The organism is Mitsuaria sp. PDC51, from assembly GCF_900113225.1.
In the GTDB taxonomy this organism is placed as follows: domain Bacteria; phylum Pseudomonadota; class Gammaproteobacteria; order Burkholderiales; family Burkholderiaceae_C; genus Roseateles.
In genome coordinates this window covers 426,074-451,595 of sequence record NZ_FOZE01000001.1, presented here as the reverse complement: position 1 = coordinate 451,595, position 25,522 = coordinate 426,074, and the positions used below count along the sequence as shown (strand labels likewise).

Below are 25,522 nucleotides of genomic sequence, written 5' to 3'. Positions count from 1 at the left end.
CGCCCCGTTCGCGACGGCCGGCCCGGAGACCCTCGAAACGGTGGTGCTGCCGCCACGGTTTCGTTGCGATTCCACCCGATCGGGGTGCCCGCGCGCGTCCTGCGCACGAAATCCGGCGACCCGAATGTTGCGAACTATTCGCATTTGATAACGTATCGCGTTAGCTGAGCACGCACGGCCCATCGCCGCGCCGCGGGCCACCCCGGCCCGCCTCCGAATCCCTGATCTCCGGTCCCCCCGGTCCACGTCCATGTCGTCCACCGCGTCCCGCGGCGCCTCGCCGCGCCGGTCCCTGATTTCCCTCTCCGTCCTCGCGCTGCTGGCCCCGCTGGCGGCGGCCGCGCAATCCGCAGCGCCATCCGACGGGCCGACGACGGACGCGACAGCGCCCGCCCCCCGCCCCGCCGCCGACGGCCCGGCGCCGGCCAAGCTGCTGGACGAGGTCACGGTCAACGGCGTGCGCAAGAAGACCTTCGCGCCGACGACGGTGCGGGTCGGCGCCTTCCGCGACCAGGACCCGCTGGACGTGCCGCTGACCAACAGCGTGATGTCGCGCGACCTGCTCGACGCGCAGGCCGCGCAGGGCCTGTACGACGCGTTGAAGAACACCGCCGGCGTGACCCGCTCGCAGGTCAGCGGCTCGACCTACGACAACCTGTCGATCCGCGGCATCGTCGTCGAGAACCGCGGCAACTACCGCCTCAACGGCAACCTGCCCATCGTCAACCTGATCGACATCCCGCTCGAGAACAAGGAGCAGGTGGAGGTGCTGAAGGGCGCGTCGTCGATGTACTACGGCATGGTGCCGCCCTCGGGCATCGTCAACTTCGTGACCAAGCGGGCCGGCCCGACGCCGGTCACCTCGCTGACGACCACCTTCAACGACCACGGCGGCATGAAGGCCCACGTCGACATCGGCCGCCGCTTCGGCGCCGACGACAGCATGGGCCTGCGCCTGAACGCCGTCACCAGCAAGGAAGCCACCGGCATCGACCGCTACGAGGGCCACCGCGACCTGGTGTCCGTCGCCTACGACTGGCGTGCGACCTCGTGGGCCAACCTGAAGGTGGACGTCGAGCATTACCGCAAGAACGTCAGCGAGCAGGGCGCGATCACGCTGCCGGCCGCGGTCAACGGCGTGATCACGCTGCCGCGCGTGCCGGACAACACCACCAACATCGCGCCCGAATGGGCCCGCTACGACGCCGAGGCGACCAACGTCCTGGTGCGCGGCGACTTCGCGCTCAGCGACGACTGGGTGCTGAGCGTCGAGTCCGGCCGCGCCAACACCCAGCGCGACCGCAACTACACGACGCTGACCAACTACAACGCGCAGACCGGCGCCGGCACCGCCAACATCTCGGTGCTCAAGGGCCAGGAGTACACCAACACCAACCACCGCGTCGAGGCGATCGGCCGCTTCGACACGGCCGGCATCGGCCACGAACTGACGATCGGCGCCACCTACAACCGGCGCGCCTCGGCCGGCTGGTTCAACGGGACGGCGCGCGCGGCGCAGAACCTGTACGACCCGGTCGACATCGCGCCGGTCAGCCCGACGCTGACGCAGACCGGCTTCCCGTCCGAGGTCAACGACCGCGGCCTCTACGTCTTCGACCGGATGAGCGTCGGCGAGCAGTGGCAGCTGCTGGCGGGACTGCGCAAGACGGTGTACCGCAGCGAGGCGAGCAATCCCTCGTCGCCGGTGCCGACCTACCGCGCCGACAAGGTGACGCCCAACGTCTCGGTGATGTGGAAGCCGCTGAAGGACCTGAGCGTCTACGCCAGCGCGCTGCGCGGCCTGGAAGAGACCGGCACCGCGCCGCTGAACACCGACAACTTCGGCCAGGTACTGCCGCCGGCGGTGAGCCGTCAGCACGAACTCGGCGTGAAGGCCCGCCTGGGCGCGGTGCTGCTGCAGACGGCGCTGTTCCAGACCGACCGCCCGCTCGCCACGACGATCAACCGCATCTACCAGGTCGGCGGCGAGACCCGCTATCGCGGCCTGGAGTTCTCCGCCAGCGGTGAGATCGGCCGCGACTTCGCGCTGGTGGTCTCCGGGGTGGTGCTGGACGCGGAGATCACCAAGGTCGGCACCGGCAACCCGCTGGAGCTGGGCAAGACGCCGGAGAACACGCCGAAGAACACGCTGGGCGTGTTCGGCGAGTACCGGCTGCCGATGGTGCCGGGCCTGGCGCTGAACGCGGGGGTCTATCACGTCGGCAAGCGTGCGGTGAACAACAGCAACCAGGCCTGGGTCGACGGTTACCAGACGCTGTCGCTGGGCGCGCGCTACCAGACGCGGATCTTCGACAAGGCGGTCAACCTGCAGGCCAACCTCGACAACGCGACCAACAAGAATTACTGGAGCACCGCCGGCAACGGCCTGCTGGGCGTCGGCGCCCCGCGCACGCTGCGCCTCACCGCCAAGGTCGACTTCTGACCGCCGGCCCGGGAGCGAGCACGCCATGGCGCTGATGACCGCCCGCCGCGTCTGGATCTGGCTGCACCGCTGGACCGGGCTGACGCTCGGCCTGCTGCTCACCGCGGCGGCGCTGCTGGGCGCGCTGATGACGGTGCTGCGCCCGCTGGACGAGGCGATGCATCCCGAGCTCTTCCGCGCGCCGGTGGCCGCCGCCACAGCGTCCGGCTCCGCGCCCGTCGGGCCCGTCACGCAGGCGTCGGCCACGCCGCTGGAAACGCTGCGCCGTCGCGTCGCCGAAGAATTCGGCCCGAAGTCGACGATGACGATCCGGCCGCCGCGTGAGCTTGGCGAATCGCTGCGCGTGATGGTGCGCGGCCCCGCCTGGGAAGGCACGCTCTACCTGGACCCGGTCACCGTGGCCGAGCTCGGCCGTCGCGGCGAGGCCGAGGGACTCGCGAACCTGGTGTTCGAACTGCACAGCGCGCTGCTGCTGGGGGACACCGGCAAGGCGGTGCTCGCGTTCACCGCGCTGGCCTACCTTGCGCTGCTGGTCACCGGGCTGGTCCTGTGGTGGCCGACAACGGCGGCGCAGTGGCGCCACGCCTTCGGGCTCAAACTCGACAAGGGCACCACCCGCGGCCTCTTCGACCTGCACCGCTTCGGCGGCGCGGTGCTGGGCCTGCTGCTCGCGGTGACCGTCGCCAGCGGGGCATGGATGGCCTGGCGGCCGATCGGCGGCTGGCTCAATGCGCTGGTCGGCGAGGCGGCGCCCAAGCCGCCCCAGGTCGGCAAGGACCACGGCGAGCGCCGCCCGCTCGACGCCATCGTGGCCGAGGCGCAGGCAGCCTGGCCGGACGGCCGGGTCGGCTTCGTGCAGCTCGGCGCCGCGGACACGCGCCCGGTCCGCATCCGCTTCAAGCTGCCCGGCGACCCGCATCCCAACGGGCTGTCCTCGGTCTGGGCCCATCCGGTCGACGGCCATGTGCTGGCGCGCCAGCGCTGGGATGAGCTCGATCTCGCCGGCCGCTCCACCGCGTGGATCTATCCGCTGCACGCGGGCGAGTTGTTCGGCGTGGCGCACCGGGCGATCACCGGCGTGCTCGGGCTCGTGCTTTTCGGCATGGGGGTCACCGGGATCTGGCTGTGGTGGCGCCGGCGGCGCTGAGCGCTTCCGACTGAACGGGACGGCCGACGCCCCGACGGCAGCTTTTTCCGATGGTGCGGCGCCTGGGCAAGACCCGCCCCCGCGTCGCCCGACAGGCGTCCCCCACGATGGCGACGGGCGTCCCCTGCCCCAGGAATCCCACCTGCCCACCAGCGCTCGCGACACCGCTTCTCCACCCCGGTGCGCCTGACCTGATGCCGCTGTACCACCTGCCGCCCTCCCCCGTCCCGCCCTCGCTGGTGGGGCTCCCCGATCTTCCGGCCGGCTCCAGGGAGCCCGCCGACTCCTCCTCCCCCCCCGCGCCGCCACCGGCCGCAGCCCCCGACGCCCGCGGCCTGCGGGCCTTGGAGCGGCGCTGGGCGCAGTCGGTGGCGGCGCACGCGCTCTGGTCGCGCCAGGCGCCGATCGTGCCGCTGCTGCTGGACTGGCTGCGCGACGCCGAGCCCATCGCGCGCGCGCTCGGCCCGGCGATGTGGCGGCACTTCGCACAGCATCTGTTGCAGCACGCCAGCAGCCGCGACCTGCGCGCGATGGGGCTGGACGAGCGCGTCGAGTCCCGCGTCTGGAGCTCCTGGCCCGAATGGCGCAGCGCCGGCTTCCGCATCGCCGACGCGCCGGGGCGCCTGCACCGCGCCGTCGTCTGGTGGGAGGACGGCCGCCTGCCCGAGTTCCCGCAGGACGGCGCCGTCTTCGAAGCGCCCTATGGCGCCGCGCTGTGGCTGGACGGCCGCCTGCTGCCCTACCCGCAGGAGCTGACCTTCGGCTGCTCGATCGCGGGCTCCGGGGAATGGCTGGACGACCGCTACTTCGTGCTGGACGTCGACGGCCCGCCGGAGCATCCCGACTATGTCGAGGAACTGGCCAACGGCCGTGGGTCGGTGCTGAGCCTGCTGGTGGTGGACGCCCGCCATCGCAGCTGCCACCTGCTGAACCCGCGCGCCCACGAGCCCTGGCTGCGCCCGAGGATCACCGTGCAGGCCGACGGCCGCTGGCGCATCGACCCCGGCATCGATGCGGGCGCCGGCGACCCGCGTTATGACGAGGATGCCGACCGGCCGGTCGCGGCCTCCCGGCTGATGCTGCCCTCGGACCTGCCGCCGGCCTCGATCGAAGCGGAGATCCCGGACGACGAGGCCGAGCCGCGCTCGCTCGCGCCGGCCTGGCGCCATGTCGTCGACAGCTGGAACGCGGACCGCGACCGCCTGGTCGCGCTGCTCGGCGAGATGAACTACGAGCTGGCCCTGGACAGCTTCCGCGACGCCGCCCTGGGCGGCTGAGCCGCCGCGACCTCCCGGCAGCAGGCCATGAATTGCTCGGCCGCCGGCGTCGCGCGCCGGTTGCGCAGCGTCAGCAGGCCCACCGGCGGCAACTCGATCGGCACGTCGATGGGCAGCGCCTTCGCCAGCCCCTCGCGCGCCAGGTAACGCGCCACGTTGTCGGCGACGAAGGCGGCCGCGCCGCGCTGGCGCAGGAAGGTCAGCGTCACCAGGAAGGACGCGCTCTCGATGATGTCGCTCGGCGGATCCAGCCGCTGCGCGTAGAACAGCTGGTTCAGCTTGATCCGCGAGGAGGCCCACGGCGGCGGCATCACCCACGGCATCCGCGCGAGCTCGGCCCAGGGCGGCTCGCGCCGCCTGCGGCCGCCGACCAGCGGATGGTCGGGCCGCACGACGATGCGCATCGCCTCCTCCATCAGCGGCTCGGTCGCCAGGTCCGGCGCGGCGTAGCCGGGCTCCAGCCGCGCGACGATCACGTCCAGCTCGCCCACCCGCAGGCGCGGCAGCAGCCGCGTCAGGTCGCCCTCCTCCAGGTGCACCGTCGTCAGCGACGAGTGGCGCTTGAGCCGCTCCACCGCGCCGGCCACCAGGCCCGGCATCGCCACCACCATCGCGCCGACGCTGACGCGTCCCGCCGCGCCGCTGGCCACGGCGGCGATCTCGTCGCGGGTGCGGGCGTAGTCCGACAGCACCGAACGCGCGAAGCGCACCACCGCCTCGCCGAATGGCGTCGGCTCGGTGCCGCGCGTGGAGCGGGTGAACAGCGCCAGGCCGAACATGCGCTCGACCTCCGCCAGCGACTTCGACACCGCCGGCTGCGTCTGCGACAGGAACTCCGCCGCGCGGCCCAGGTGGCGGAACTGGTCGAGCGCCACCAGCATCTGCAGGTGGCGCAGCTTCAGGTTGGAACGCAGCACGCGGTCGATCTGGCTCATGGGCGCGCATCTTAGGCTTCATGCCGTTTCCGGCATGAAGCCTGTCCAGTTCTTCAATTGAGCCGCATGGACCGGATGCCCACAATGCGACGCAAAGAGCCCACGCGACACGACGCGACACGACGCGACACGACGCGACACGACGCGAAACGACGCGAAATGGCGCGACAGGCCCCGCCTTCGATGCCGAGCCAGACCTCGATCCCGAGCCAGGAGACAACGATGACCTTCCGCATGGACCGCCGCCGCGTCCTGCTTGCCGGCGCCGCCGGCCTCGGCGCCAGCGCCCTGTCGCTGCCGCGCGTCGCGCGCGCCGCTGCCTACCCTTCCGAACGCGCCATCACCTTCATCTGCCCCTGGCCCGCCGGCGGCACCGCCGACGTGACGATGCGCGCGCTGTGCCAGGCCGCGGCCAAGGTGCTGGGACAGACCGTCATCATCGAGAACCGCGCCGGCGCGTCCGGCATGCTCGGCACCAAGGTGCTGTCCACGGCCAAACCCGACGGCTACACGATCGGCCAGGTGCCGATCTCGGTGACCCGCTTCGCGCAGCTGCGCACGGTGCAGCTGGATCCGCTCAAGGACCTGACCTACCTCGCCCGCGTCAACGGCCAGACCTTCGGCCTGGCGGTGCGCGCCGACTCGCCGTGGAAGACGCTGGCCGAGTTCGTCGCCGCCGCGAAGGCCAAGCCCGGCCTGATCAGTTACGGCAGCGCCGGCATCGGCGGCGCCACCCATGTCGGCATGGAGGAGTTCAACCTGCTCGCCGGCATCCAGCTCAACCACATCCCCTACAAGGGCGGCGCACCGGCGCTGCAGGACCTGCTCGGCGGCCAGGTGGACGCGGTGGCGGACTCCAGCTCGTGGGCGCCGCACGTCAAGTCCGGCAAGCTGCGCCTGCTCGTCACCTGGGGCGAGACCCGCACCAAGGACTTCCCGGCCGTGCCGACGCTGAAGGAATCCGGCTACGACCTGGTCGTCGACGCGCCCAACGGCATCGGCGCGCCCAAGGGCATGGACCCGGCGATCGTCGCCCGGCTGCGCGACGCCTTCCGCAAAGCGACCGCGGACCCCGAGTTCATCGCCGTCTGCGACCGCATCGATGCGCCGGTGATGTACCTGGACCAACCCGACTACGAGAAGTACATCCAGGCCACCTACCGCAAGGACACGCAGCTGATCGAGCGGCTGAAGCTGCGCGAGCTGCTGGCCAAGGGCTGAGCGTGAGCGACGCCTTCACCGCCCCCGCCGCCGGTGCGGCCGCGCTCGCGACGGCTTCGCCGCTGCTGCGCCTGCATGCCGACGACAACGTGCTGATCGCCCGGCAGGCGCTGGCGCTGGGCCAGGTGCTGCCGGAATTCGGCCTGCGCCTGAAGGCGCAGGTGCCGGCCGGCCACAAGATCGCCGCGCGCCGCATCGCCGCGGGCGAGCCGATCCGCAAGTACAACGCGGTGATCGGCGTGGCCGCGCGCGACATCGAGGCTGGCGACTACGTCCACGCGCACAACATCGCGCTGGTCGAGTTCCACCGCGATCCCGCCTTCGGCGCGGACGTGAAACCGGTCGACTACCTGCCCGAGGCGGAACGCGCGACCTTCCTGGGCATCGTGCGGGCCGACGGCCGCGTCGCGACGCGCAACTTCATTGGGATCCTCGCGTCGGTCAACTGCTCGTCGACGGCAATCAACCGCATCGCCGAGCACTTCACGCCCGAGCGGCTGAAGGACTATCCCAACGTCGACGGCGTCGTCGCCTTCGCGCAGACCACCGGCTGCGGCATGTCCTCGCCCAGCCCCCACTTCGACCTGCTGCGTCGCACGATCGCCGGCTACGTGCGCCACCCCAACCTCGGCGGCGCGCTGATCGTCGGCCTGGGCTGCGAGCGCAACCAGGTCGCCGGCCTGATGGAGTCGCAGCACCTGGTGGCCGGCGAGACGCTGCGCACGCTGGTGATGCAGGAGACCGGCGGCACGCGCGCCACGATCGAGGCCGGCATCCGCGCCGTCGAGGCGATGCTGCCGATCGCCAATCGCGTTGAGCGCCAGTCGGTCAGCGCCGCGCATCTGAAGATCGGGCTGGAATGCGGCGGCTCGGACGGCTTCTCCGGCATCGGCGCGAATCCGGCGCTGGGCGCGGCCATGGACCTGCTGGTGCGCCACGGCGGCACCGCGATCCTGTCGGAGACACCGGAGATCCACGGCGTCGAATACATGCTCACCCGCCGCGCGGTCAGCCCCGAGGTCGGCCAGAAGCTGCTGGACCGGCTGGCCTGGTGGGAGGACTACACCCGCGGCCACAACGGGCAGTTCAACGGCGTCGTCGGCCCCGGCAACCAGGCCGGCGGGCTGGCCAACATCTTCGAGAAGTCGCTGGGCTCCGCGATGAAGGGCGGCACCACGCCGCTGCGGCAGGTCTACGAATACGCGGAGCCGATCGACGAGCACGGCTTCGTGTTCATGGACTCGCCGGGCTACGACCCGGTCGCGGTCACCGGCCAGATCGCCAGCGGCGCCAACCTGATCTGCTTCACCACCGGGCGCGGCTCGATGTTCGGCTCCAAGCCGGCGCCGACGATCAAGCTGGCCAGCAACACGCCGATGTTCACGCGCCTCGAGGAGGACATGGACATCAACTGCGGCCAGGTCATCGACGGCACCTTGAGCATCGAGGAGATGGGCCGGCAGATCTTCGAGCACATCCTGCGCGCCGCCTCCGGCGAGCCGACCAAGAGCGAGCTGCTGGGCCTGGGCGACCACGAGTTCGTGCCCTGGCACCTGGGCATCGTCAGTTGATGGCCGGCCCGCCCGCTTCCCGCGCCATCGCGACCGCCGCCCACGCCGCGGCGCCGGCCGCGTCCTGACTTCGCTTCCCTCCAGGTCCCTTCATGCAGACGCAGAACCACATTGCCGGTCGCTGGTGCGACGCGGCCGCCGGCGACCGTTTCCCGGTCGTCGATCCCGCCGACGACGGCCGCATCGCCGAGGTGCCCGACAGCCGCGCCGAGGACGCGCGCGCCGCGGTCGATGCCGCGCACGCCGCCTTCGCCGGCTGGCGCGCGGTGCCGGCCAAGCAGCGCGCCGCCTTGCTCAAGCGCTGGAACGACCTCCTCCTGCGCGACCAGGAGCGCCTGGGCGCGCTGATCTCGCAGGAGCAAGGCAAGCCGCTGGCCGAAGGTCGCGCCGAGGTCGCCTACGCGGCCAGCTACGTCGAGTGGTTCGCCGAGGAAGCCACGCGCGCCAACGGCGAGGTCATTCCCGCGCCGGTGGCGGGCCGCCGGATGCTGGCGCTGCGCGAGCCGGTCGGCGTCGTCGCCGCGATCACGCCGTGGAATTTCCCGGCCGCGATGATCGCCCGCAAGATCGCGCCGGCGCTGGCCGCCGGCTGCACCGTCGTGGCCAAGCCGGCCGAGGACACGCCGCTGACCTCGCTGGCGCTGGTCGAGCTGGCCGTCGAGGCCGGCCTGCCGCCGGGCGTGCTCAACATCGTCTGCGCGTCGCGCGAGCGCACGCCGGAGGTCGTGGACGTCTGGCTCGCCGATGATCGCGTGCGCAAGATCACCTTCACCGGCTCGACGCCGGTGGGCAAGCACCTGGCGCGCGAATCGGCCGGCACGCTGAAGAAGCTCTCGCTGGAACTCGGCGGCAATGCGCCCTTCATCGTCTTCGACGATGCCGATGTCGACGCGGCCGTCGAGGGCTTGATGGCGGCCAAGTTCCGCAATGGCGGCCAGACCTGCGTGTGCCCCAACCGTGTGTTCGCGCAGGCGGGCATCCATGATCGGTTCGTCGAGCGGCTCGCGGCGCGGGTGAGCGCGCTGCGGGTCGGGCCGGCCAGCCGTGCCGACTCGCAGATCGGTCCGATGATCAACGCCCGCGCGGTCGAGAAGATCGAGCGCCACGTGCGGGACGCGCTGGCGCGCGGCGCGACCGCGGTCGCCGGTGGCCGCCGCCTGCGCGACGAGGTCGCCGCCGGCCCGAACTACTTCGCGCCCACCGTGCTGACCGGCGCGACGACCGACATGCTGCTGTGGCAGGAGGAGACCTTCGGGCCGGTGGTGCCGGTGTTCCGATTCGAGCGCGAGGACGAAGTCATCGCCGCCGCCAACGACACGCCCTTCGGCCTGGCCGCCTACTTCTACACGCGCGATATCGCCCGCGCCTGGCGCGTCGCCGACGCGCTGGAGAGCGGCATCGTCGGCCTGAACGAAGGCGCGATCGCCGCCGAGGCGGCGCCCTTCGGCGGCGTCAAGGAATCCGGCTATGGGCGCGAGGGCTCCACGCACGGGCTCGACGACTACCTGCACATCAAGTACGTTTGCCAGGGAGGCCTGTCATGAGCGCCATGCATTTCGCCAACACCTTCAAGCAGGCCCTGGCCGCGCGCCGGCCGCAGATCGGCCTGTGGCTCTCGATGGCGCAGGCCTACAGCGCCGAGGTCTGCGCGACGGCCGGCTTCCAGTGGCTGCTGATCGACGGCGAGCACGCGCCCAATGAGCTGACCAGCACGCTGCAGCAGCTGCAGGCGGTGGCGCCGTATCCGTCGCATCCGGTGGTGCGCGCGGTCAACGCGGACAAGGACGGCATCAAGAAGCTGCTGGACATCGGCGTGCAGACGCTGCTGGTGCCGATGATCGACACCGCCGAGCAGGCGGCCGCGGTGGTGGCCGCGACGCGTTATCCGCCGCACGGCGTGCGCGGCGTCGGCGCGGCGGTGGCGCGCGCGTCGCGCTGGGGCCTGCGTCGGCACTACCTCGACGAGGCCGACGGCGAGACCTGCGTGCTGGTGCAGGCCGAGACGGTCACCGCGCTGCGCAACCTCGCATCGATCTGCGCGGTGGATGGCGTCGACGGCGTGTTCATCGGGCCGGCGGACCTGGCGGCCTCAATGGGTCATCGCGGCAACCCGACGCATCCGGAGGTGCAGGCGGCCATCGACGCGGCGGTGCGCACCATCGTCGCCAGCGGCAAGGCGGCCGGCACGCTGACCGGTGACGCGGCGCTCGCGCGGCACTACCTGTCGCTGGGCGCGAGCTTCGTCGCGGTGGGCATCGACGTCACGCTGCTCGCACAGGCCACGCGGCGCCTTGCGGCAGACTTCGAGCTCTCGCCGCCGCAACCGGCGCCGACCGGCTCGCCGTACTGATCACGACGGCGGATCGCCCGCGCTGATCGGTCGCCCCTCGCGGCGGCCCGGCGCACCCGGTCCGCTCTTCCGACCTCCGTTGATTTCAAGACCGAAAGCACGACCATGAGCAAGACGTACAGGATCGCCGTCATTCCCGGCGACGGCATCGGCAAGGAAGTGATGCCCGAGGGCCTGCGCGTGCTGGAAGCGGCCGCCCGGCGCTTCGGCATCCGCTTCGAGTTCACCCCCATCGAGTGGGCCAGCTGCGACTACTACCAGCAGACCGGCCAGATGATGCCGGACGACTGGAAGGCGCGGCTGCAAGGCCAGGATGCGATCTTCTTCGGCGCGGTGGGCTGGCCGGCGACCGTGCCGGACCATGTGTCGCTGTGGGGCTCGCTGCTGAAGTTCCGCCGCGAGTTCGACCAGTACATCAACCTGCGGCCGGTGCGGCTCTTCGAGGGCGTGCCCTGCCCGCTGGCCAACCGCAAGCCGGGCGAGATCGATTACCTGGTCGTGCGCGAGAACACCGAGGGCGAGTACACCAACCTCGGCGGCGTGATGTACGCCGGCACGGACCGGGAGATCGTGATCCAGGAGTCGGTCTATTCGCGCTTCGGCGCGGACCGGGTGCTGAAGTACGCGTTCGAGCTGGCGCAGGCGCGTGCGCGCAAGCACCTGACGGTGGCGACCAAGAGCAATGGGATCGCGATCTCAATGCCGTGGTGGGACGGGCGCGCGGACGCGGTCGGTGCGGGTTATCCGTCGGTGACGGTGGACAAGCAGCACATCGACATCCTGTCGGCGCGTTTCGTGCTGCAGCCGGGGCGCTTCGACGTGGTGGTGGCGTCCAACCTGTTCGGCGACATCCTGTCGGACCTCGGGCCCGCGACCACCGGCACGATCGGCCTGGCGCCGTCGGCCAACCTGAATCCGGAGCGGAACTTCCCCTCGCTGTTCGAGCCGGTGCATGGCTCGGCGCCCGACATCTACGGCAGGAACATCGCCAATCCGGTGGCGATGATCTGGTCGGGGGCGCTGATGCTGCAGTTCCTGGGCGAGCATCAGGCGCATGACGCGATCCTCGCGGCGATCGAGCGGACGCTGGCGTCGGGGCCGCGCACCCGCGATCTCGGCGGCGAGGCCAGCACGACCGAGATGGGACAGGCGATCGCGGCGCTCGTCTGACTGCTGGCCTACAGCCACCCCGCCTTGCGGAATCGCCAGAAGAGCACGCCGCAGGTCGCGGCGATGACGCCGAGCGCCGCCGGATAACCCCAGCGCCACTTGAGCTCCGGCATGACCTCGAAATTCATGCCCCAGATGCCGGCGAAGGCGGTTGCCGCGGCGAAGATGCCGGCCCAGGCCGCGAGGCGCTTGGTGACCTCGGACTCCTCGATCGTGGCCATCGACAGATGGACCTGGATCGCCGTCGTCGCGGTATCGCGCAGGGAGTCCAGCGCGGACTGCATGCGCTCGAGGTGGTCGTAGACATCGCGGAAGTACTCGCGCGTGTCCTCGCAGATCGGCGGCACCCGGCCGCGCACCAGCTTGCCCACCGCGTCCAGCAGCGGCGACACCGCATGCTTGACGGTGGTGATGCGCTGCTTGAGCTCATACACGCGGCGGACGTTCTCGCGGGTGACGCCGGGCTCGAAGATCTGCGCCTCGATCGCGTCGAGCTCCGCCTCCAGCGCCTCGATGACGGGGAAGTAGCGGTCCACCACCGCGTCCATGATCGCGTACATCACGAAGCCGGGGCCGCGCTTGAGCATGTGCGGCTCCTTCTCCGCGCGGGCCCGCACGCCCAGCAGGCTCTGCGCGACGCGGTTGCGGATCGACAGCACGAAGTTGCTGCCCGCGAAGATGGACACCTCGCCGGTGCAGAGCTCGTCGGTCGGCGTGAACTGCACCGTCTGCATGACGGCGAACAGGGTGTCGCCGTACTCCTCGACCTTGGGCCGCTGCTGCCCGTGCAACGCGTCCTCGACGGCGAGCTCGTGCAGGTCGAACTCCTCCTTCATCGCGAGGACCTCCTCGGTGGAGGCATCGCGCAACGCGACCCAGACGAAGCAGTCGGGCAGCTTCACGTAGTCGCTGATCTCTTCGGGCTGGATATCGGCCAGCCGGCGGCCGTCGCGGTAGGCGACACAGTTGATGAGCATGGGGCGTCTCACTCGTTCTTGCTTGCGGCGAGCGTAGCCCGGATGGCATCAAGGCGGCATCAAGAGAAACCGAGGGGGCGGCGCGCGGGATCGCGAAAGCACGACAGCTCGAAGCTCATGGGGCTTCGCGGTTCAGCAGGTCGAGGTAGGCGGTGTAGACATAGATCGGCTCGCCAGCCGTGCCGAAGACGGTGCGCAGCAGGCCCAGGCCGGTCAGCACCCGCGCGCCCCGATCGATCGCGGCCGCGTCCTGGCCGTTGAAGGCGGTGATGTCGACCCGGCGTGCCACGGGCCGGCTGAACAGCGCGTGATGCAAGCGCAGCGCGTCCTCGTCGGCCCGCGCCTCCCGGCGGATCCGCGCCCCATCCACCGTGAAGAGCCGGGTGATCGCCAGGGTCATCTCCACCGCCTGCATCGCCGCCACCTGCACCGCGGTCGCGAAGAAGGACAGCCAGGACTCCCAGTCGCCGTGCTCGCGCACCGCCTGGAGCAGGTCGTAGTAGTCGTTCCTGCACGACTTGAAGTAGAGCGACAGGTAGAGCAAGGGCTCGCGCAGCACGCCTTCGCTCACCAGGATCAGCGGGATCAGCAGCCGGCCCAGCCGGCCGTTGCCGTCCAGGTAGGGATGGATGGTCTCGAACTGCAGGTGGGCCATCGCGGCCTTGACCAGCGAGGGATGCCGCTCCGGCTGGTCGTTGATGAACCTCTCCAGGTCGGACAGGCAGTGCTCGAGCCGATGGGGCGGCGGCGGCACGAAGGAGGCCGACGCCGCGGACGCACCGCCGATCCAGTTCTGCGTGCGCCGCAGTTCCCCGGGCGCCTTGCCACGCCCCCGGCCCTGGGTCATCAGCCGCCGGTGCATGTCGTTCATCAGGCGCGTGCACAGCGGCATCCCCTGCCGCATGCGGTCCCGGCCATGCTCCAGCGCCGCGACGTAGCAGGACACCTCCCGCACGTCGTCCAGCGGCGAGCCGGGCGCGCCGTCCGCCTCGTAGATCAAGAGGTCGGCGAGCGACGACTGCGTGCCCTCGATGCGGGAGGACATCACCGCCTCCTTGCGTACGTAGCTGTAGAGCAGCACCGAGGTCTCCGGCATCAACAGCGAAAGTCCATCCAGCCGACCCAGGGCCAGGTGGGCGGCATTGAGCCGCTCCTGCAGGTCGGCGTCGAGGCTCAGCGCAGGCTGCGGCGGCAAGGGCAGCGGCACGAAGGCCTGGCATGTTTCGCCGCCCGCGATCGAATATTCATAGGTGCCGGTGAGTCCGCGTCGCATCGGGTGCTCCGTGATGAGGGAGTCCGTGATGCTGCGCGACCGCGCGATTTCCGCAATCGCAGCTTTGCGCTATTGGACCGCCGCCGCGCGGGTCGGCCGCCATTCGACCAGGCGCCCGCCGTCCATCACGCCGATCCAGTCGCCGATCGTCTCGGCCTCGTCGGGGTCATGGGTGACCATCAACGCGGTCTGGCCGGCGGCGCGCAGGATATCGCGCACCTCGCCGGCCAGGCGGTCGCGGGTGGTCGCGTCCAGGCTGGAGAAGGGCTCGTCGAGCAGCAGCAGCCGCGGCGATGGCGCCAGCGCCCGGGCCAGCGCGATCCGCTGCTGCTGGCCACCGGACAGCTCATGCGGCATGCGCGCGCCCAGCGACTCCAGGCGCACCATCGCCAGCAGTTCGCGCACGCGCTGGTCGCGCTCGGCGCGCGGCCGGCGTCGCAGGCCGAATCCCACGTTCGCCGCCGCGTCCAGGTGCGGAAACAGCGCGATCTCCTGGAAGAGCAGGCCGACGCCGCGCCGCTCGGGCTCGACATGCCGCCCCGGGCTGGACAAGACCTGCCCCGCCAACACGATGCGGCCCGCTTCCAGCGGCTCGAAGCCGGCGATCGCGCGCAGCGCCGTGCTCTTGCCGCAGCCCGACGGACCCAGCAGGCAGGCGATGGTCCCCAGCGGCTGGACCAGCGACAGGCCGCGCAGGACTGGCGTGGCCGCGCCGGGATACCGGACCTGGAGGTCCTCGAGGGCCAGGGTGCTCATGTCGCCTCCTTCATCGGCATGAATGCGGGGGACGCGTCGTCCGCGGGCGACGCGGGCGCGGGCTCGCGGCTCAGCAGCAGCACCGCCGGCAGCCCCACCGCCACGATCAGCAGCGCCGCGAGCGCGCCGTGCTCGTAGCTGCCGCGCGCGGCCTCGGCGTATAGCAGCGTCGGCAGCGTCTCGAAGTTGGCCGGCCGCAGCAGCAGCGAGGCCGGCAGTTCCTTCATCACGTCGATGAACACCAGCAGCGCGCTGGCGGACAGCGCCGGCCTGAGCAGCGGCAGGTGGACGCGTCGCAGCGTGCCCCAGGGCGATTCGCCGAGGCTGCGCGCGACCTGCTCCAGCGGCGCCGGCAGCCGCGCCAGGCCGGCCTCGACGCCACCGATGGGCAGCGCCAGGAAACGCAGCACGCAGGCCAGGACCAGCACCGCGCCCAGGCCCATCAGCGGCAGGCCGGGCCAACCCAGCGCGCCGGCGATCCAGCCGTCCACCGCCAGCGCCGGCGGCAGCAGCCCGATCGCCAGCACCGTGCCCGGGATGCCGTAGCCCAGCGCCGCGCTGCCTAGCCACCAGGCGCGACGACGCCCCGCCCCGCCGGTCGGACGCGAGGCCCAGGCGACGATCAATCCGGCCGCCACCGCGATCGCGGTCACGCCGAGCGCCAGGCCCGCCGAGTGCCTCGCGCCCGCCAGCACCTGGGCGGACAGGCCGTGCCCTTCGGCGGCGCGCTGCCAGGCCAGCACCGTCAGATGGCCGGCCGGCAGCACGAAGCCGATCAGCACGGGCAACGCCGCCGCCGCCGTCGCGAGTCCCGCCCGCAGGCCGCGCAGCCGGCGCCGCTGCGCGGGCCGCATCGCGTGGACCGTGCCGGCGCGACGCCGCCGCCGGCCCTGGCGTTCCAGCCAGACCAGCAGGGCCACCATCGCCAGCATCGCGCAGGCGATCTGCGCCGCCGCGCCCAGGTCCGAGCGCGTGATCCAGGTCGTGTAGACCGTGGTGGTCAGCGTGGTCACGCCGAGGAACTCCGACGCGCCCACGTCGTTCAGCACCTCCAGCAGCACCAGCCCGACGCCGACCGCCAGCGCCGGCCGCGCCATCGGCAGCGCGACGCGCCGGAACGCGCCCCACGGCCCCTCGCCGAGCAGGCGCGCCACCTCCATCAGCCGGGCGGGCTGGGTCGCGAACATGGCGCGCATGCTCAGGTAGACGTAGGGATAGAGGACGGCGGACAACACCAGCACCGCGCCCGTCATCGAGCGCGCATCGGGCAGGCGGAACTGGCGCGGCGACTCGAAGCCCAGCAGCGCCCGCACGGCGCTCTGGAAGGGGCCGATCGGATGCAGCAGGTCGACATAGCTGTAGGCCGCGATGTAAGTCGGCACCGTCAGCGGCAACAGCAGCGCCCATTGCAGGACGGCACGGCCAGGGAAGTCAGTGCGCGTCACCAGCCAGGCGCTGCCGGTGCCCACGAGCGCCGTCAACAGCCCCACCCCGGCCAGCAGGGTCGCCGTCTGCGCCGCCGCGAGCGGCAGCACATGCGCGACGAGGTGCCCCCAGTGCGCGGTCCCGGCGCCCAGCGCCGTCCAGGCGAGCGCGACCAGCGGCGCCAGCACCGCCAGCGCGATCGCGGTGGCCGTCGCGTGCCAGAGCGGACCGACCGCGCGCGGCCGGCCGAGCACCGTCCTCACGCCGTCACTGGTCGAAGGCGACCTTGTCGATCAGCAGGCTGGCCTGCTTGCGATGACGGGCGATCTCGGTGAGCGGCAGGGTGTCCGCCTTGACCGGGCCGATCGCCGACTGGATCAGCGGATCCAGCGCGACGCCGGCGCGCACCGGGTATTCGTAGTTGGTCTGCGCGTAGAGCTGCTGCGCCGGCTCGGACACCAGGAAGGCCAGCAGCGCCCGCGCGGCCGCCGGGTTGGGCGCATGCCTGGCGACTGCGGCGCCGCTGATGTTCACGTGCGTGCCGGCCCCCTTGGCGGCGAAGGTCGGCTTCAGCACCTGGATGCCGTCGCCCCACTTGCGGGCGTCGCTGCCCGGCTTGGACGACTTCATCTGGCCCACGTAATAGGAGTTGGCCAGGCCCACGTCGCAGATGCCGCCCAGGATGTCGCGCGCCACGTCGCGGTCGCCGCCGGTCGGCTTGCGGCCGAGGTTGGCCTTCAGGCCGCGCAGCCACTGCTCGGTCCTGGCCTCGCCGTCGTGCGCGATCATCGCCGCCACCAGCGCGGTGTTGTAGGGATGCTGGCCGGAGCGCGTGCAGACCTTGCCCTTCCACTTCGGGTCGGCCAGGTCCTCGTAGCGGATCGGGCCGGCCTTGAGCGCCTGGTCGGCATACAGCACGCGGGCGCGCATCGACAGCGCGGTCCATTGCCCGTCCGCGCCGCGCAGGTGGGCGGGCACCGCGGCCTCGACCTCGGCCGACTTCAGCGGCTGGGTCACGCCGCCTTCGACGAGGTCGACCAGGTTGCCCACGTCCACCGTCATCAGCAGGTCGGCCGGCGAGCGCGCGCCCTCGGCCTTGACGCGCTCCAGCAGGCCGTCCTTCACGAACACGGTGTTGACCTGGGTGCCGGTGCGGGCGGTGAAGGCCGACAGCAGCGGCTGGACCAGCGCGACCTCGCGCGTCGTGTAGAGCGTCAACTCGCCGCCGGGTCGCGCCTCGGCTTGCGCGACCGCCGGCACCATCACCGTCGCGAGGGCCAGGCCGGTCAGCGCCGCGGCGGTCCCGGTCGGGCGGCGGGCGGGTCGGAAGGAGGTCGTCAGTGAGCGCATCGTGGGTCTCTTTCGCTGGTATCCCGGAGGACGGTGGAACCGGAGCCTGTCGATGAGAATTACTCTCATCTGAGGAGTGGCGCACTTTAGGCGCCGCCCTCCGTCCCGGCAAGGAGACAAATTCTGGGACGGATGCAGGAATTGACGTATCCCGTACGGCGGAGGTAGGCGCCCCGCCGACGGGGCCCCGCAGCGCGGGCAGGGCCCGTCGCTCAGGCCGGCTCGGCGGGCTCCGCGGGCTCGGGCGGTGGTGGGGCCGTCTGCGGCAGCGCCCGCGCACCGGCGGCGATCACGTCCGAGATCTCGCCGATCACCTGCCGCAGCCAGCGCTGGGCGGGATCGGGCTCGGCGCGGACGTGCCAGACCTGGCTGATGTCGATGCCGCGCAGCGCGAACGGCAGATGCCGGCAGGCGAGTTGCCCCGCGAAGCCCGTCGCGGGCACGAAGCTGTCGGGCAGCACCGTGATCAGGTCGGACTGCTGCACCGCCATCGTGCCGGTGAAGAAGCTGTTGACCGTCATCGCGACCGTGCGCTTGCGGCCGATCATCGCCAGGGCGTCGTCGACGAAGCCGTGCGCCCGCCCCGCGAAGCTCACTCGCAGGTGCTGCGCCGCGCAGTAGGCGTCCAGCGTGAGCGCGCCCGGCGCGGCCAGCGGATGGTCGGCGCGCATGACGCAGACATAACGGCTCGCGTAGAGCGCCTCGCGGCGGAAGGCGGCGCTGTCATCCTCGACCAGCAGCTGCTCGGTCAGGTCCGGAAAGAAGCCGATCGCGAGGTCGGCCCAGCCCTGCTCCAGCAGCTCGCGCGGGTCGCGCGTGGTCAGCGGCACCACCCGCAGGCCGACATGGATGCCTTCGTCCAGGAAACGCCGCGCCAGCTGCGGCACCACCAGGGCGGCGGTGGCGTCGGCCATCGCCAGCGTGAAGCTGACCGTGTTGCCGGCGGCGCGCGGATCGAAGACCTGCGGCTCCAGCGCCTGCTGCAGGCTGGAGAGCGCGCGCCGCACCACCGGCCACAGCGCCTGGGCATGCGGCGTGGGCTCGACGCCGGTGGAGGACGGGATGAACAGCTCCTCATGCGTCGCCTCGCGCAGCCGGCGCAGCGCGTTGCTGACCGCCGGCTGGGTGATGGCCAGCCGGTGCGCAGCGCGGGTGACGTGACGCTCTTCCATCACCACGTCGAAGACGCGCAGCAGGTTCAGGTCCAGCGTCCGGAAGTTGACGGGGCGGGGGATGCTCATGCGCCGGATGCTAATTCCGTCACGGGTCATTTCCGGCCGTGATGACCCGATTCCGAAGCGCAATTGGCGTGCCCTACGTAAAAACCGCAATATCTCGGCCATGGCGCAAGGCCACCCGCCCAGCGCCCCCAACACCACCTCAAGAAGGGAACCGCCATGATCACCACCACGCTGAATGTCCAAGTGATGGCTGCCGACGCAGCCCGCGTCCGCGCCGCGAGCGCGGCCGGCGAGCGCCTGGTGAGCCTGGCCCTGCGCGCCGGCCATGCGGTCGTCGAGTTCGTCAACGCCGCCGCCGAGCTCCGTCCCCGCGACGCGGTGCTGCAGGCCGCCGCCGAGCAGTCGGCCGAGCGCCCGGACCTGGCCTTCTCGCTGCGCCGCGTCGCCCGCAACGGCTGGATGATGTATTGACCGAGTCTCCTCCGGACGCCTGACCCGCGTCCGCTCCTGCAAGGATTGAGCCGGACCGCAAGGTCCGGCTTTTTTCTTTGCGCCGGCCGCCGAGTCCGGATCGGTCAAATCCTTCGTTGCTTCCGCGCCTGCGGACCGGGTTTTGGCCGGAAGGCCATCGACGGCCTCTCAACATCGCTGCCTCGTTCCTGTCGAAGGAGGCCAGCCATGCCAGTCGAAAATCTCCACGCCCGGAAGCCGGGAGCCGCTCACGGCGCGCACCCGCCCGCCATCCTGGCGCCCCAGGTCCTGCGCGAGCCGGACGCCAGCTATCTCGCCCCCCGCCCCCGACCGCCCGCCTGGTCCGAGCCGTCCCGGCAGATGTTCGACTTCATGGAGATCCCGGTCGACTACCGCGATGCCGTGTCCTACCGGCGAGCGTTCCTCGATGCCTACGAGCCCAACGTCGATTCGCTGCTGCCCCCGGCCCTCGCGGACTCGCTGTACCGCACCGCGCATTGGGAGAACGGTCCCCATCATTTCGAAGGCGCGCTGAGCATCCTGACCGACTTCATGACGGAGTTCTGCTGGTCCTCGTCGGCGCTGGAGGGTTGCCGATACACGCTGGCGGAAACCGACGCCCTGCTGCGGCTCGACCAGCGTCTCCAGGACCATTCGCTCGATCACGGCGAGGATGCCAGGCTGGTCCTGAACCACGCCCGGGCGCTGGAGCTGATGGTGTTCGACGTGCATCCGCACCGGATCACGCCCGGCCTGCTGATGCGGCTGCAAGGCTGCCTGATGCGAGGCCTCCTGCCCGCGGAACGTTGCGGCCAGGCGCGCGACATCAGCGTCTACATCCATGGATCGGCCTACCAACCGGCGGGACCTCGTGTGCTCCTGGAGGAAATGCTCCAGCAGATCGCCACCAAGGCCGCGGCCATCCGCAACCCGGTCGAAGCCGCCTTCTTCCTGTGGATCCACATCGCCTACCTGCAGGCCTTCGCCGACGGCAACAAGCGCACCGGCCGGGTCGCCGCCAACCTCCCGCTGCTCAGCGGGCATTGCGCGCCGCTGAGCTTCGCCGGTGCGGAGAAGCGCGACTACGTGGTGGCCATGCTGGGCGTCTACGAGCGCAACGACGTGTCGGTCGCCGTCGACCTCTTCGAATGGCTGTATCGGCGTTCGATGCAGCGGTACGTCTGGATGCTGGGATGATCGGCCCATGCCCGATCCGACCGTTCTCCAGGCCGTGCGCTTCGCCGGCGCCCACGCACTGGCGATCTACGCCGCGCTCCTGCTGCTGGTGATGCTCACCGCGGGACTGGTCGCCCGCGGCCTGCTGCCCCTGCGCGGCCCTTCCGCCGCGGCGCCCGAGCCGCTCTCGCCCGTCGCCCTGCTGCTGCGCTTCGCGGCGGGTTTCGCCTGCCTGGTCGGCGGCGCGATGCTCTTCGCCACGATCGCGGAGGAGCTCCACACCGAGCCGACGCTCGGCCAGCTCGACGAGGCCTTCATCGTCGCGATGATCGATCACGTGCCCGAGCTCGCGCTGCGCGCCTTCTACCTGATCACCGTCGTGGGCAACCGGGAGACGCTGATCACGCTGGGCGTGGTGGTCACCGCGGCCCTGCTGGTCCTGCGCCGCCGCGGGCTGGCCCTGGGCTGGGCGCTGGCGATGCTGGGCAACGGCGCCCTCAACCCGACGCTGAAGCACGTCTTCGAGCGCGCCCGCCCGATCCACCCCACCCACTGGCTCACCGAGGACGGCTTCAGCTTCCCCAGTGGCCACAGCTCAGGCGCGGTGATCGCCATGGGCATGCTCGCCTACCTGGCGGTGCGGCTGCTGCCGCGGCGCTGGCACGTGCCGGCCTGGATCGCGGCCGCGGGGCTGGCCTTCTCGATCGGCGCGAGCCGCGTCTTCCTGCGCGTGCATTTCCCCAGCGACGTCCTCGCCGGCTTCGCCTCCGGCACGGCCTGGCTGACGATCTCGATCGCCAGCATCGAGCTCGCGCGCTGGGCCAAGCGCCGGCGCAGAGCGCCTCAGGTCAGCGGCGTCGAGCTCACCCGCTGAAAGAGGCCCACGGTTTCGTCGACATCCCAGCGCTCGACGACCGCCGCCTGCCCCTGCTCGGTCCGGATCAGGTTCACCGAATTCGGAATGCCGCCCCGCACCCGCGTGCTCAGCGCGGTGCCGGCCTGGACGGCCCAGACCGGCCGCGGCAGGTCCGTTCGGCGCTCGTGCAGCGGCAGCACGTAGGGCAGGTGGATGTGGCCGCCGACGATCGCGTCCACGCCCGCCTCCGCCCAGCGTCGGGCGGCCTTCGCATGACCGCGCAGCAGGTTGACCAGGTCCGACGCGCGCGTCACCGCCACCGGCTGGTGGACCGCCACCAGCTTGACCTGACCGGCGCGCGCCGCGGCCAGCCGCTGCGCGGTGCGCTCGATCTGGCGCTCGGACAGCTCCCCGTTCTTGTGCCGGTAGCGCCGCGTGGTGTTGAGCGCGATCAGCAGCAGATCGTCGGTCTCGAACTCGCCGTCCCGGACCGGGCCGAAGGCGCGTTCATACCGCTGGTAGGGATGCAGCAGCCGCGTGGGCAGCGCGTAGAGCGGGATGTCGTGATTGCCGGGAATGACCAGCCGCGCCGGAATGCCGAGCTTGTCGACGAAGGCCCGGGCGCGCGAGAACTCGATCGGCCGCGCCCGCTGGGTGATGTCGCCGGTGATCAGCAGCACGTCGGGCCGCAGCTCGCCGCACAAGCGCTCCAGCGCCGCCAGCGCCATCGGCCGCTCGGTGCCGAAGTGCGGGTCAGACATCTGCAGCACCAGCGTCATCGTCCGGACTCCGCCTCGGCGAGGTTGGCCTGCGCCTGACGGCGCTCCTCCGCCAGGCCGGGGGGACGGATCAGCATCAGCCGATGGGGCGAGACCTCGAAATGCAGCGGCAGCCGCATCCAGAGGACTTCCCCGTCCGTGGCGACCTTCACCCGCCGTGCGCCGATGCGGCGGTCCCGCACCGTGAGCCGGCGGAAGGCGAAGTTGACGATCTGGTCCGCCTCGGCCAGGCGCCCCATGGCGCCGCGCACCAGCAGCTTCAGCAGTCCCCAGCGGCCCACCGGCTTGAGCATCACGCCGGCCAGCGCGCCCTGGTCGATGGCCTGCGCCTCGGGCAGGCCGACCTGCTCCATCTGCAGCGCGTTGTTGCCGACGAAAACCGTCGGTGTGCGGACCTTGCGCGGCGCGCCCTGCGACTCGATCGTCAGCCCGAGGCTGCGATGACCGCGCAGGATGGTCGCGAGCACCGCGCCGATGGCGATGGCGCGGCTGCGGCCGAACTGGCGCTTCCAGACCTCGCGGTCCTCGAGCGACTGCGAGTACAGCCCCAGGCTCGCGTTGACGAGGAAGACCCGGTCGTTGAGCAGGCCGACCTGGACCGGCACCGCGCGCTCCTCCAGCAGCACCCGCAGCGCGGCGTCCAGTTCGGCGGGAATGCCGTGGGTGCGGGCGAAGTAGTTGAAGGTGCCCCGCGGCAGCACGCCGAAGGCGCAGCCGCTGCCGAGCACCGCCTGGGCGACGCAGTTGATGGTCCCGTCGCCGCCCGCGGCCACGACGACGCCGCCGGCCTCGCGCGCGCGCCGCACCGCCTCGCGCGCGGTCTCGACCAGGCGGCCCGGTTCCTCGACGGGCATCAGCTCGCAGACGCGGCCCGCCGCGCGGCAGGCGGCCTCGACGGCCGGACCGAGCTCATCGCGGTCGCCTCGGCCCGAGGCGCGGTTGAACACGACGAAGAGCGGTGCGGAGCGGGGCGCGAGTGGCACGGACATGGGCGTTGGGGCGCGTGGTGGGCGGGAAAGTCGGGACGATACCCGGCTTGGCAAGCGAGGCGCCCGGCCGGCGGACGGCGCCGGGCTCAGCGTTCGGCCGGAGGGCGACGCGAATCGCCTGCCGGGGCGATCGACAGGGCGTCGATCAGGGCCCGCACGCCCGGCAGCGACGGCGCCTGCGCCGTGTGGCACAGCAGCAGCGTGCGGCGCGCCCAGGCGTCGGCGAGCGCCACCATGCGCAAGCCGGCCGTCATCTGCCGCTTCGCCGCGCTGCGCGGCATCACGGCCACGCCCGCGCCAGCCTCGACCAGGCGCGCGATGGCCTCGAAGCTGGACACCCGCACGCGATGCTTCGGCACCCGGCCGCCGCGCGCGGCCTGCGCCTGCAGGAAGCGACTCAATCCGCTCTCGGCGCCGAGGCCGACGAAGGGCTGGTCCAGCAGCTCGACGAACCGGATCGATGCCGCGCGTCGGCGCGGGCTCGCCGGCAGCAACGCGACCAGTTCGTCGTCCAGCCAGGCGTGGGCGCTCAGGCCGGCGGTGTCGACGTGGTCCGCGACCACCGCCACGTCCGCGACGCCGTCGTGCAGCGCCTGCAGCGCGGCGTCGCTGGGCATCTCCTGCAGCTCGAGGTCGATGTCGGGATGCGCGGCCAGGAAGGGCCCCAGGCGCGGCGGCAGCGCCTCGACCACCGCCGCCGTGTTGCCCAGCAGGCGCACCGTGCCGCGCAGGCCGTGCCCGAAGGCCGACATCGCGACATGCAGCGAATCGAGCTCCGCCAGCACCCGGTGGGCCTGCCGCGACAGCGCACGGCCCGCGTCGGTGGCCACGGCGCCGGTCTTGGCGCGGTCGAGCAGCCGCACGCCGACGCGATGCTCCAGCGCCTTCAAGCGCGCGCTGGCCGCTGCGAGCGACAGGCCCATCGCCGCCGCGCCCGCGGTGATTGACCCCTGCGCCACCACCGCCTCGAAGAGCTGCAGGTCGAAGGGATCGACGCGGTAGTCGATCGGTCGCGCGGCGGCGAGGGAGCGGGTATTGGCGGCGGTCATCAGGGCCATCCTCTTGCAGACGCGAAGGATATCCGCCGCACATCGAGATCGACAGCGCCACGGCCGGCCCTGAAGATGCGCCGCATGCAGTCGATCTCCTTCGCGGCGCTCGCGCCATGGCTCGGCATCGGGCTGGTCTTCGTCCTGGCCGGTGGCGTCAAGGGCATCACCGGCATGGGCCTGCCGACGGTCGCCATGAGCCTGCTCGGCCTGTGGATGGCGCCGGCGCAGGCCGCCGCGCTGCTCGTGATGCCCTCGCTGGTGACCAATGTCGCGCAGTGCCGAGGACCGGCGGGACGGGAGCTGGTCGCGACGCTCTGGCCGATGTGGACCGGCCTGGTGCTCACGACCGTCTGGAGTCCGGACCTCGCCACCCTCGCGCCGATCGACGCCCGGCTCCCGCTGGGCGCGATCCTGGTGGTCTACGGGCTGTGGGGCCTGCGGAAACCGGTGCTGCCGCGCGTCGCGCCGGGCGCGTGGTGGGTCGGCCTGGCCGCCGGACTGGCGACGGGTGTCGTCACCGCCGCCACCGCCGTCTTCGCGCTGCCGCTGGTGCCCTACCTGCAGGCCCTGCGGGTGGACAAGGACACGATGATCCAGGCGCTGGGCCTGTCCTTCACGGTCGCGACGCTGGCGCTGGCCGCTCGGCTGCAGGCCTTCGACGGCGGCGCGCTGTGGTCGCTGCCGTCCTTCGTTGCACTGGCCGCTGCCAGCGCCGGACTCGCGCTGGGCGCGGCGCTGCGCGCGCGCATCAGCGCCGCGGCCTTCCAGCGCGGGCTGTTCCTCATGTTCATCGTGCTGGGCGCGGCCAACCTGTGGCGCGGGCTGTGAACAGGGGCCGGTTCGACGACGACCACGCCCTGGGCGCGTTGCTCGAGCGCGCCTACCGGCTCGCGCTCTGGCTCCAGGATTCGGTGGGCGGCGCGGCGTCGAACGGCAAGCGCGTGGACAACGACCGGGTGGACAACAAGCGCTTGAACGACGAGGGCGCGGAGGACGAGCGCCCGTCGGACTTCGCGGCCCGGGTCGCCTCGGCCGAGCTGGTGGAGCTGCTTGACGATGCCCGCGCGCTGCTGGTCACCGCCAGCGGCAACCCTCGCTGACGGATGCCGTGAAGGCTCAGCTG

Annotated in this window: 23 protein-coding genes; 13 read left to right on the top strand and 10 right to left on the bottom strand. The window is 71.7% G+C overall.

Annotated elements, in window-relative coordinates; genetic code table 11:
- Positions 1-250 precede the first annotated feature (250 nt).
- From BM393_RS01995 to BM393_RS01985, 3 genes are all read left to right on the top strand, one after another.
- The gene (locus tag BM393_RS01995; RefSeq protein WP_091721019.1) at positions 251-2,443 is read left to right on the top strand and encodes a TonB-dependent siderophore receptor; all 2,193 of its coding nucleotides are present in this window, start codon (positions 251-253) and stop codon (positions 2,441-2,443) included.
- A 25-nt stretch (positions 2,444-2,468) separates the two neighbouring features.
- Positions 2,469-3,590, top strand: a complete 1,122-nt coding sequence (locus BM393_RS01990; protein ID WP_175538154.1) for a PepSY domain-containing protein — start codon at positions 2,469-2,471, stop codon at positions 3,588-3,590.
- Between the two features lie 194 nt (positions 3,591-3,784).
- On the top strand, positions 3,785-4,867 hold the full coding sequence (locus BM393_RS01985; RefSeq protein WP_141225207.1) for a hypothetical protein: 1,083 nt from the start codon (positions 3,785-3,787) through the stop codon (positions 4,865-4,867).
- Here BM393_RS01985 and BM393_RS01980 read toward each other — a convergent pair.
- Positions 4,819-5,802 (bottom strand): LysR substrate-binding domain-containing protein, encoded by a 984-nt coding sequence (locus tag BM393_RS01980; protein WP_091721011.1) that lies wholly within the window; start codon positions 5,800-5,802, stop codon positions 4,819-4,821. The genes BM393_RS01985 and BM393_RS01980 overlap by 49 nt on opposite strands.
- A gap of 222 nt (positions 5,803-6,024) precedes the next feature.
- On the opposite strand from BM393_RS01980, the gene BM393_RS01975 reads away from it, so the two are divergent.
- From BM393_RS01975 to BM393_RS01955, 5 genes are all read left to right on the top strand, one after another.
- Positions 6,025-7,023, top strand: a complete 999-nt coding sequence (locus BM393_RS01975; protein WP_254783174.1) for a tripartite tricarboxylate transporter substrate binding protein — start codon at positions 6,025-6,027, stop codon at positions 7,021-7,023.
- Between the two features lie 2 nt (positions 7,024-7,025).
- Positions 7,026-8,594 carry a UxaA family hydrolase gene (locus BM393_RS01970; RefSeq protein WP_175538153.1) on the top strand — a complete coding sequence of 523 codons (1,569 nt, stop codon included), beginning with the start codon at positions 7,026-7,028 and terminating at the stop codon, positions 8,592-8,594.
- 92 nt (positions 8,595-8,686) lie between these two features.
- Entirely contained in the window at positions 8,687-10,138 is a 1,452-nt protein-coding gene (locus tag BM393_RS01965) for an NAD-dependent succinate-semialdehyde dehydrogenase (protein ID WP_091721007.1), read from the top strand.
- Between the two features lie 5 nt (positions 10,139-10,143).
- Positions 10,144-10,944, top strand: a complete 801-nt coding sequence (gene hpaI / locus BM393_RS01960) for a 4-hydroxy-2-oxoheptanedioate aldolase (RefSeq protein ID WP_091724916.1) — start codon at positions 10,144-10,146, stop codon at positions 10,942-10,944.
- A 105-nt stretch (positions 10,945-11,049) separates the two neighbouring features.
- A complete protein-coding gene (locus BM393_RS01955; protein ID WP_091721003.1) occupies positions 11,050-12,114 on the top strand; it encodes a tartrate dehydrogenase in 1,065 nt (354 codons plus the stop codon).
- Positions 12,115-12,122: 8 nt separating this feature from the next.
- Here BM393_RS01955 and corA read toward each other — a convergent pair whose 3' ends face one another.
- The 6 genes from corA to BM393_RS01925 all read right to left on the bottom strand — a co-directional run bounded on the left by corA (position 12,123) and on the right by BM393_RS01925 (position 19,136).
- Positions 12,123-13,091: a magnesium/cobalt transporter CorA gene (corA, locus tag BM393_RS01950; protein WP_091720999.1), complete on the bottom strand. Its 969-nt coding sequence runs from the start codon at positions 13,089-13,091 to the stop codon at positions 12,123-12,125.
- A 115-nt stretch (positions 13,092-13,206) separates the two neighbouring features.
- Positions 13,207-14,364 carry a Fic family protein gene (locus BM393_RS01945; RefSeq protein ID WP_091720995.1) on the bottom strand — a complete coding sequence of 386 codons (1,158 nt, stop codon included), beginning with the start codon at positions 14,362-14,364 and terminating at the stop codon, positions 13,207-13,209.
- A 69-nt stretch (positions 14,365-14,433) separates the two neighbouring features.
- Positions 14,434-15,120: an ABC transporter ATP-binding protein gene (locus tag BM393_RS01940; protein ID WP_091720992.1), complete on the bottom strand. Its 687-nt coding sequence runs from the start codon at positions 15,118-15,120 to the stop codon at positions 14,434-14,436.
- On the bottom strand, positions 15,117-16,799 hold the full coding sequence (locus BM393_RS01935; protein ID WP_091720987.1) for an iron ABC transporter permease: 1,683 nt from the start codon (positions 16,797-16,799) through the stop codon (positions 15,117-15,119). The genes BM393_RS01940 and BM393_RS01935 overlap by 4 nt, the downstream gene beginning before the upstream one ends.
- A gap of 13 nt (positions 16,800-16,812) precedes the next feature.
- Positions 16,813-17,895 carry an extracellular solute-binding protein gene (locus BM393_RS01930; protein ID WP_404932365.1) on the bottom strand — a complete coding sequence of 361 codons (1,083 nt, stop codon included), beginning with the start codon at positions 17,893-17,895 and terminating at the stop codon, positions 16,813-16,815.
- 212 nt (positions 17,896-18,107) lie between these two features.
- Positions 18,108-19,136, bottom strand: coding sequence for a LysR family transcriptional regulator (locus BM393_RS01925; protein ID WP_175538151.1), 1,029 nt, complete (start codon positions 19,134-19,136; stop codon positions 18,108-18,110).
- Between the two features lie 156 nt (positions 19,137-19,292).
- On the opposite strand from BM393_RS01925, the gene BM393_RS01920 reads away from it, so the two are divergent.
- The 3 genes from BM393_RS01920 (at position 19,293) to BM393_RS01910 (ending at position 21,597) form a co-directional block, all read left to right on the top strand.
- Positions 19,293-19,547, top strand: coding sequence for a hypothetical protein (locus BM393_RS01920; protein ID WP_091720983.1), 255 nt, complete (start codon positions 19,293-19,295; stop codon positions 19,545-19,547).
- A gap of 207 nt (positions 19,548-19,754) precedes the next feature.
- The gene (locus BM393_RS01915) at positions 19,755-20,744 is read left to right on the top strand and encodes a Fic family protein (RefSeq protein WP_091720979.1); all 990 of its coding nucleotides are present in this window, start codon (positions 19,755-19,757) and stop codon (positions 20,742-20,744) included.
- Positions 20,745-20,751: 7 nt separating this feature from the next.
- A complete protein-coding gene (locus BM393_RS01910) occupies positions 20,752-21,597 on the top strand; it encodes a phosphatase PAP2 family protein (RefSeq protein WP_091720972.1) in 846 nt (281 codons plus the stop codon).
- Here BM393_RS01910 and BM393_RS01905 read toward each other — a convergent pair.
- The 3 genes from BM393_RS01905 to BM393_RS01895 form a co-directional block, all read right to left on the bottom strand.
- Entirely contained in the window at positions 21,567-22,358 is a 792-nt protein-coding gene (locus tag BM393_RS01905) for a metallophosphoesterase (RefSeq protein WP_091720968.1), read from the bottom strand. The two genes, BM393_RS01910 and BM393_RS01905, sit on opposite strands and share 31 nt — an antisense overlap.
- Positions 22,355-23,347 (bottom strand): diacylglycerol kinase family protein, encoded by a 993-nt coding sequence (locus tag BM393_RS01900; protein WP_091720965.1) that lies wholly within the window; start codon positions 23,345-23,347, stop codon positions 22,355-22,357. Before BM393_RS01900 ends, BM393_RS01905 begins: the two co-directional genes overlap by 4 nt.
- 86 nt (positions 23,348-23,433) lie before the next feature.
- Positions 23,434-24,396 carry a LysR family transcriptional regulator gene (locus BM393_RS01895; protein ID WP_175538150.1) on the bottom strand — a complete coding sequence of 321 codons (963 nt, stop codon included), beginning with the start codon at positions 24,394-24,396 and terminating at the stop codon, positions 23,434-23,436.
- An 84-nt stretch (positions 24,397-24,480) separates the two neighbouring features.
- Here BM393_RS01895 and BM393_RS01890 point away from each other — a divergent pair, with 84 nt between their 5' ends.
- A complete protein-coding gene (locus BM393_RS01890; RefSeq protein ID WP_091724913.1) occupies positions 24,481-25,227 on the top strand; it encodes a TSUP family transporter in 747 nt (248 codons plus the stop codon).
- Positions 25,224-25,499, top strand: coding sequence for a hypothetical protein (locus BM393_RS01885; RefSeq protein ID WP_091720957.1), 276 nt, complete (start codon positions 25,224-25,226; stop codon positions 25,497-25,499). Before BM393_RS01890 ends, BM393_RS01885 begins: the two co-directional genes overlap by 4 nt.
- The last annotated feature ends 23 nt before the right edge of the window (positions 25,500-25,522 follow it).

Coding starts and splice junctions, on each gene's coding strand:
- BM393_RS01990 (WP_175538154.1), top strand. CDS start 2,469: ATGGCGCTGATGACCGCCCGCCGCGTCTGGATCTGGCTGCACCGCTGG.
- BM393_RS01920 (WP_091720983.1), top strand. CDS start 19,293: ATGATCACCACCACGCTGAATGTCCAAGTGATGGCTGCCGACGCAGCC.
- BM393_RS01985 (WP_141225207.1), top strand. CDS start 3,785: ATGCCGCTGTACCACCTGCCGCCCTCCCCCGTCCCGCCCTCGCTGGTG.
- corA (WP_091720999.1), bottom strand. CDS start 13,091: ATGCTCATCAACTGTGTCGCCTACCGCGACGGCCGCCGGCTGGCCGAT.
- BM393_RS01915 (WP_091720979.1), top strand. CDS start 19,755: ATGCCAGTCGAAAATCTCCACGCCCGGAAGCCGGGAGCCGCTCACGGC.
- BM393_RS01995 (WP_091721019.1), top strand. CDS start 251: ATGTCGTCCACCGCGTCCCGCGGCGCCTCGCCGCGCCGGTCCCTGATT.
- BM393_RS01955 (WP_091721003.1), top strand. CDS start 11,050: ATGAGCAAGACGTACAGGATCGCCGTCATTCCCGGCGACGGCATCGGC.
- BM393_RS01975 (WP_254783174.1), top strand. CDS start 6,025: ATGACCTTCCGCATGGACCGCCGCCGCGTCCTGCTTGCCGGCGCCGCC.
- BM393_RS01900 (WP_091720965.1), bottom strand. CDS start 23,347: ATGTCCGTGCCACTCGCGCCCCGCTCCGCACCGCTCTTCGTCGTGTTC.
- BM393_RS01965 (WP_091721007.1), top strand. CDS start 8,687: ATGCAGACGCAGAACCACATTGCCGGTCGCTGGTGCGACGCGGCCGCC.
- BM393_RS01945 (WP_091720995.1), bottom strand. CDS start 14,364: ATGCGACGCGGACTCACCGGCACCTATGAATATTCGATCGCGGGCGGC.
- BM393_RS01980 (WP_091721011.1), bottom strand. CDS start 5,802: ATGAGCCAGATCGACCGCGTGCTGCGTTCCAACCTGAAGCTGCGCCAC.
- BM393_RS01905 (WP_091720968.1), bottom strand. CDS start 22,358: ATGACGCTGGTGCTGCAGATGTCTGACCCGCACTTCGGCACCGAGCGG.
- BM393_RS01940 (WP_091720992.1), bottom strand. CDS start 15,120: ATGAGCACCCTGGCCCTCGAGGACCTCCAGGTCCGGTATCCCGGCGCG.
- hpaI (WP_091724916.1), top strand. CDS start 10,144: ATGCATTTCGCCAACACCTTCAAGCAGGCCCTGGCCGCGCGCCGGCCG.
- BM393_RS01925 (WP_175538151.1), bottom strand. CDS start 19,136: ATGAGCATCCCCCGCCCCGTCAACTTCCGGACGCTGGACCTGAACCTG.
- BM393_RS01910 (WP_091720972.1), top strand. CDS start 20,752: ATGCCCGATCCGACCGTTCTCCAGGCCGTGCGCTTCGCCGGCGCCCAC.
- BM393_RS01930 (WP_404932365.1), bottom strand. CDS start 17,895: ATGCGCTCACTGACGACCTCCTTCCGACCCGCCCGCCGCCCGACCGGG.
- BM393_RS01895 (WP_175538150.1), bottom strand. CDS start 24,396: ATGACCGCCGCCAATACCCGCTCCCTCGCCGCCGCGCGACCGATCGAC.
- BM393_RS01890 (WP_091724913.1), top strand. CDS start 24,481: ATGCAGTCGATCTCCTTCGCGGCGCTCGCGCCATGGCTCGGCATCGGG.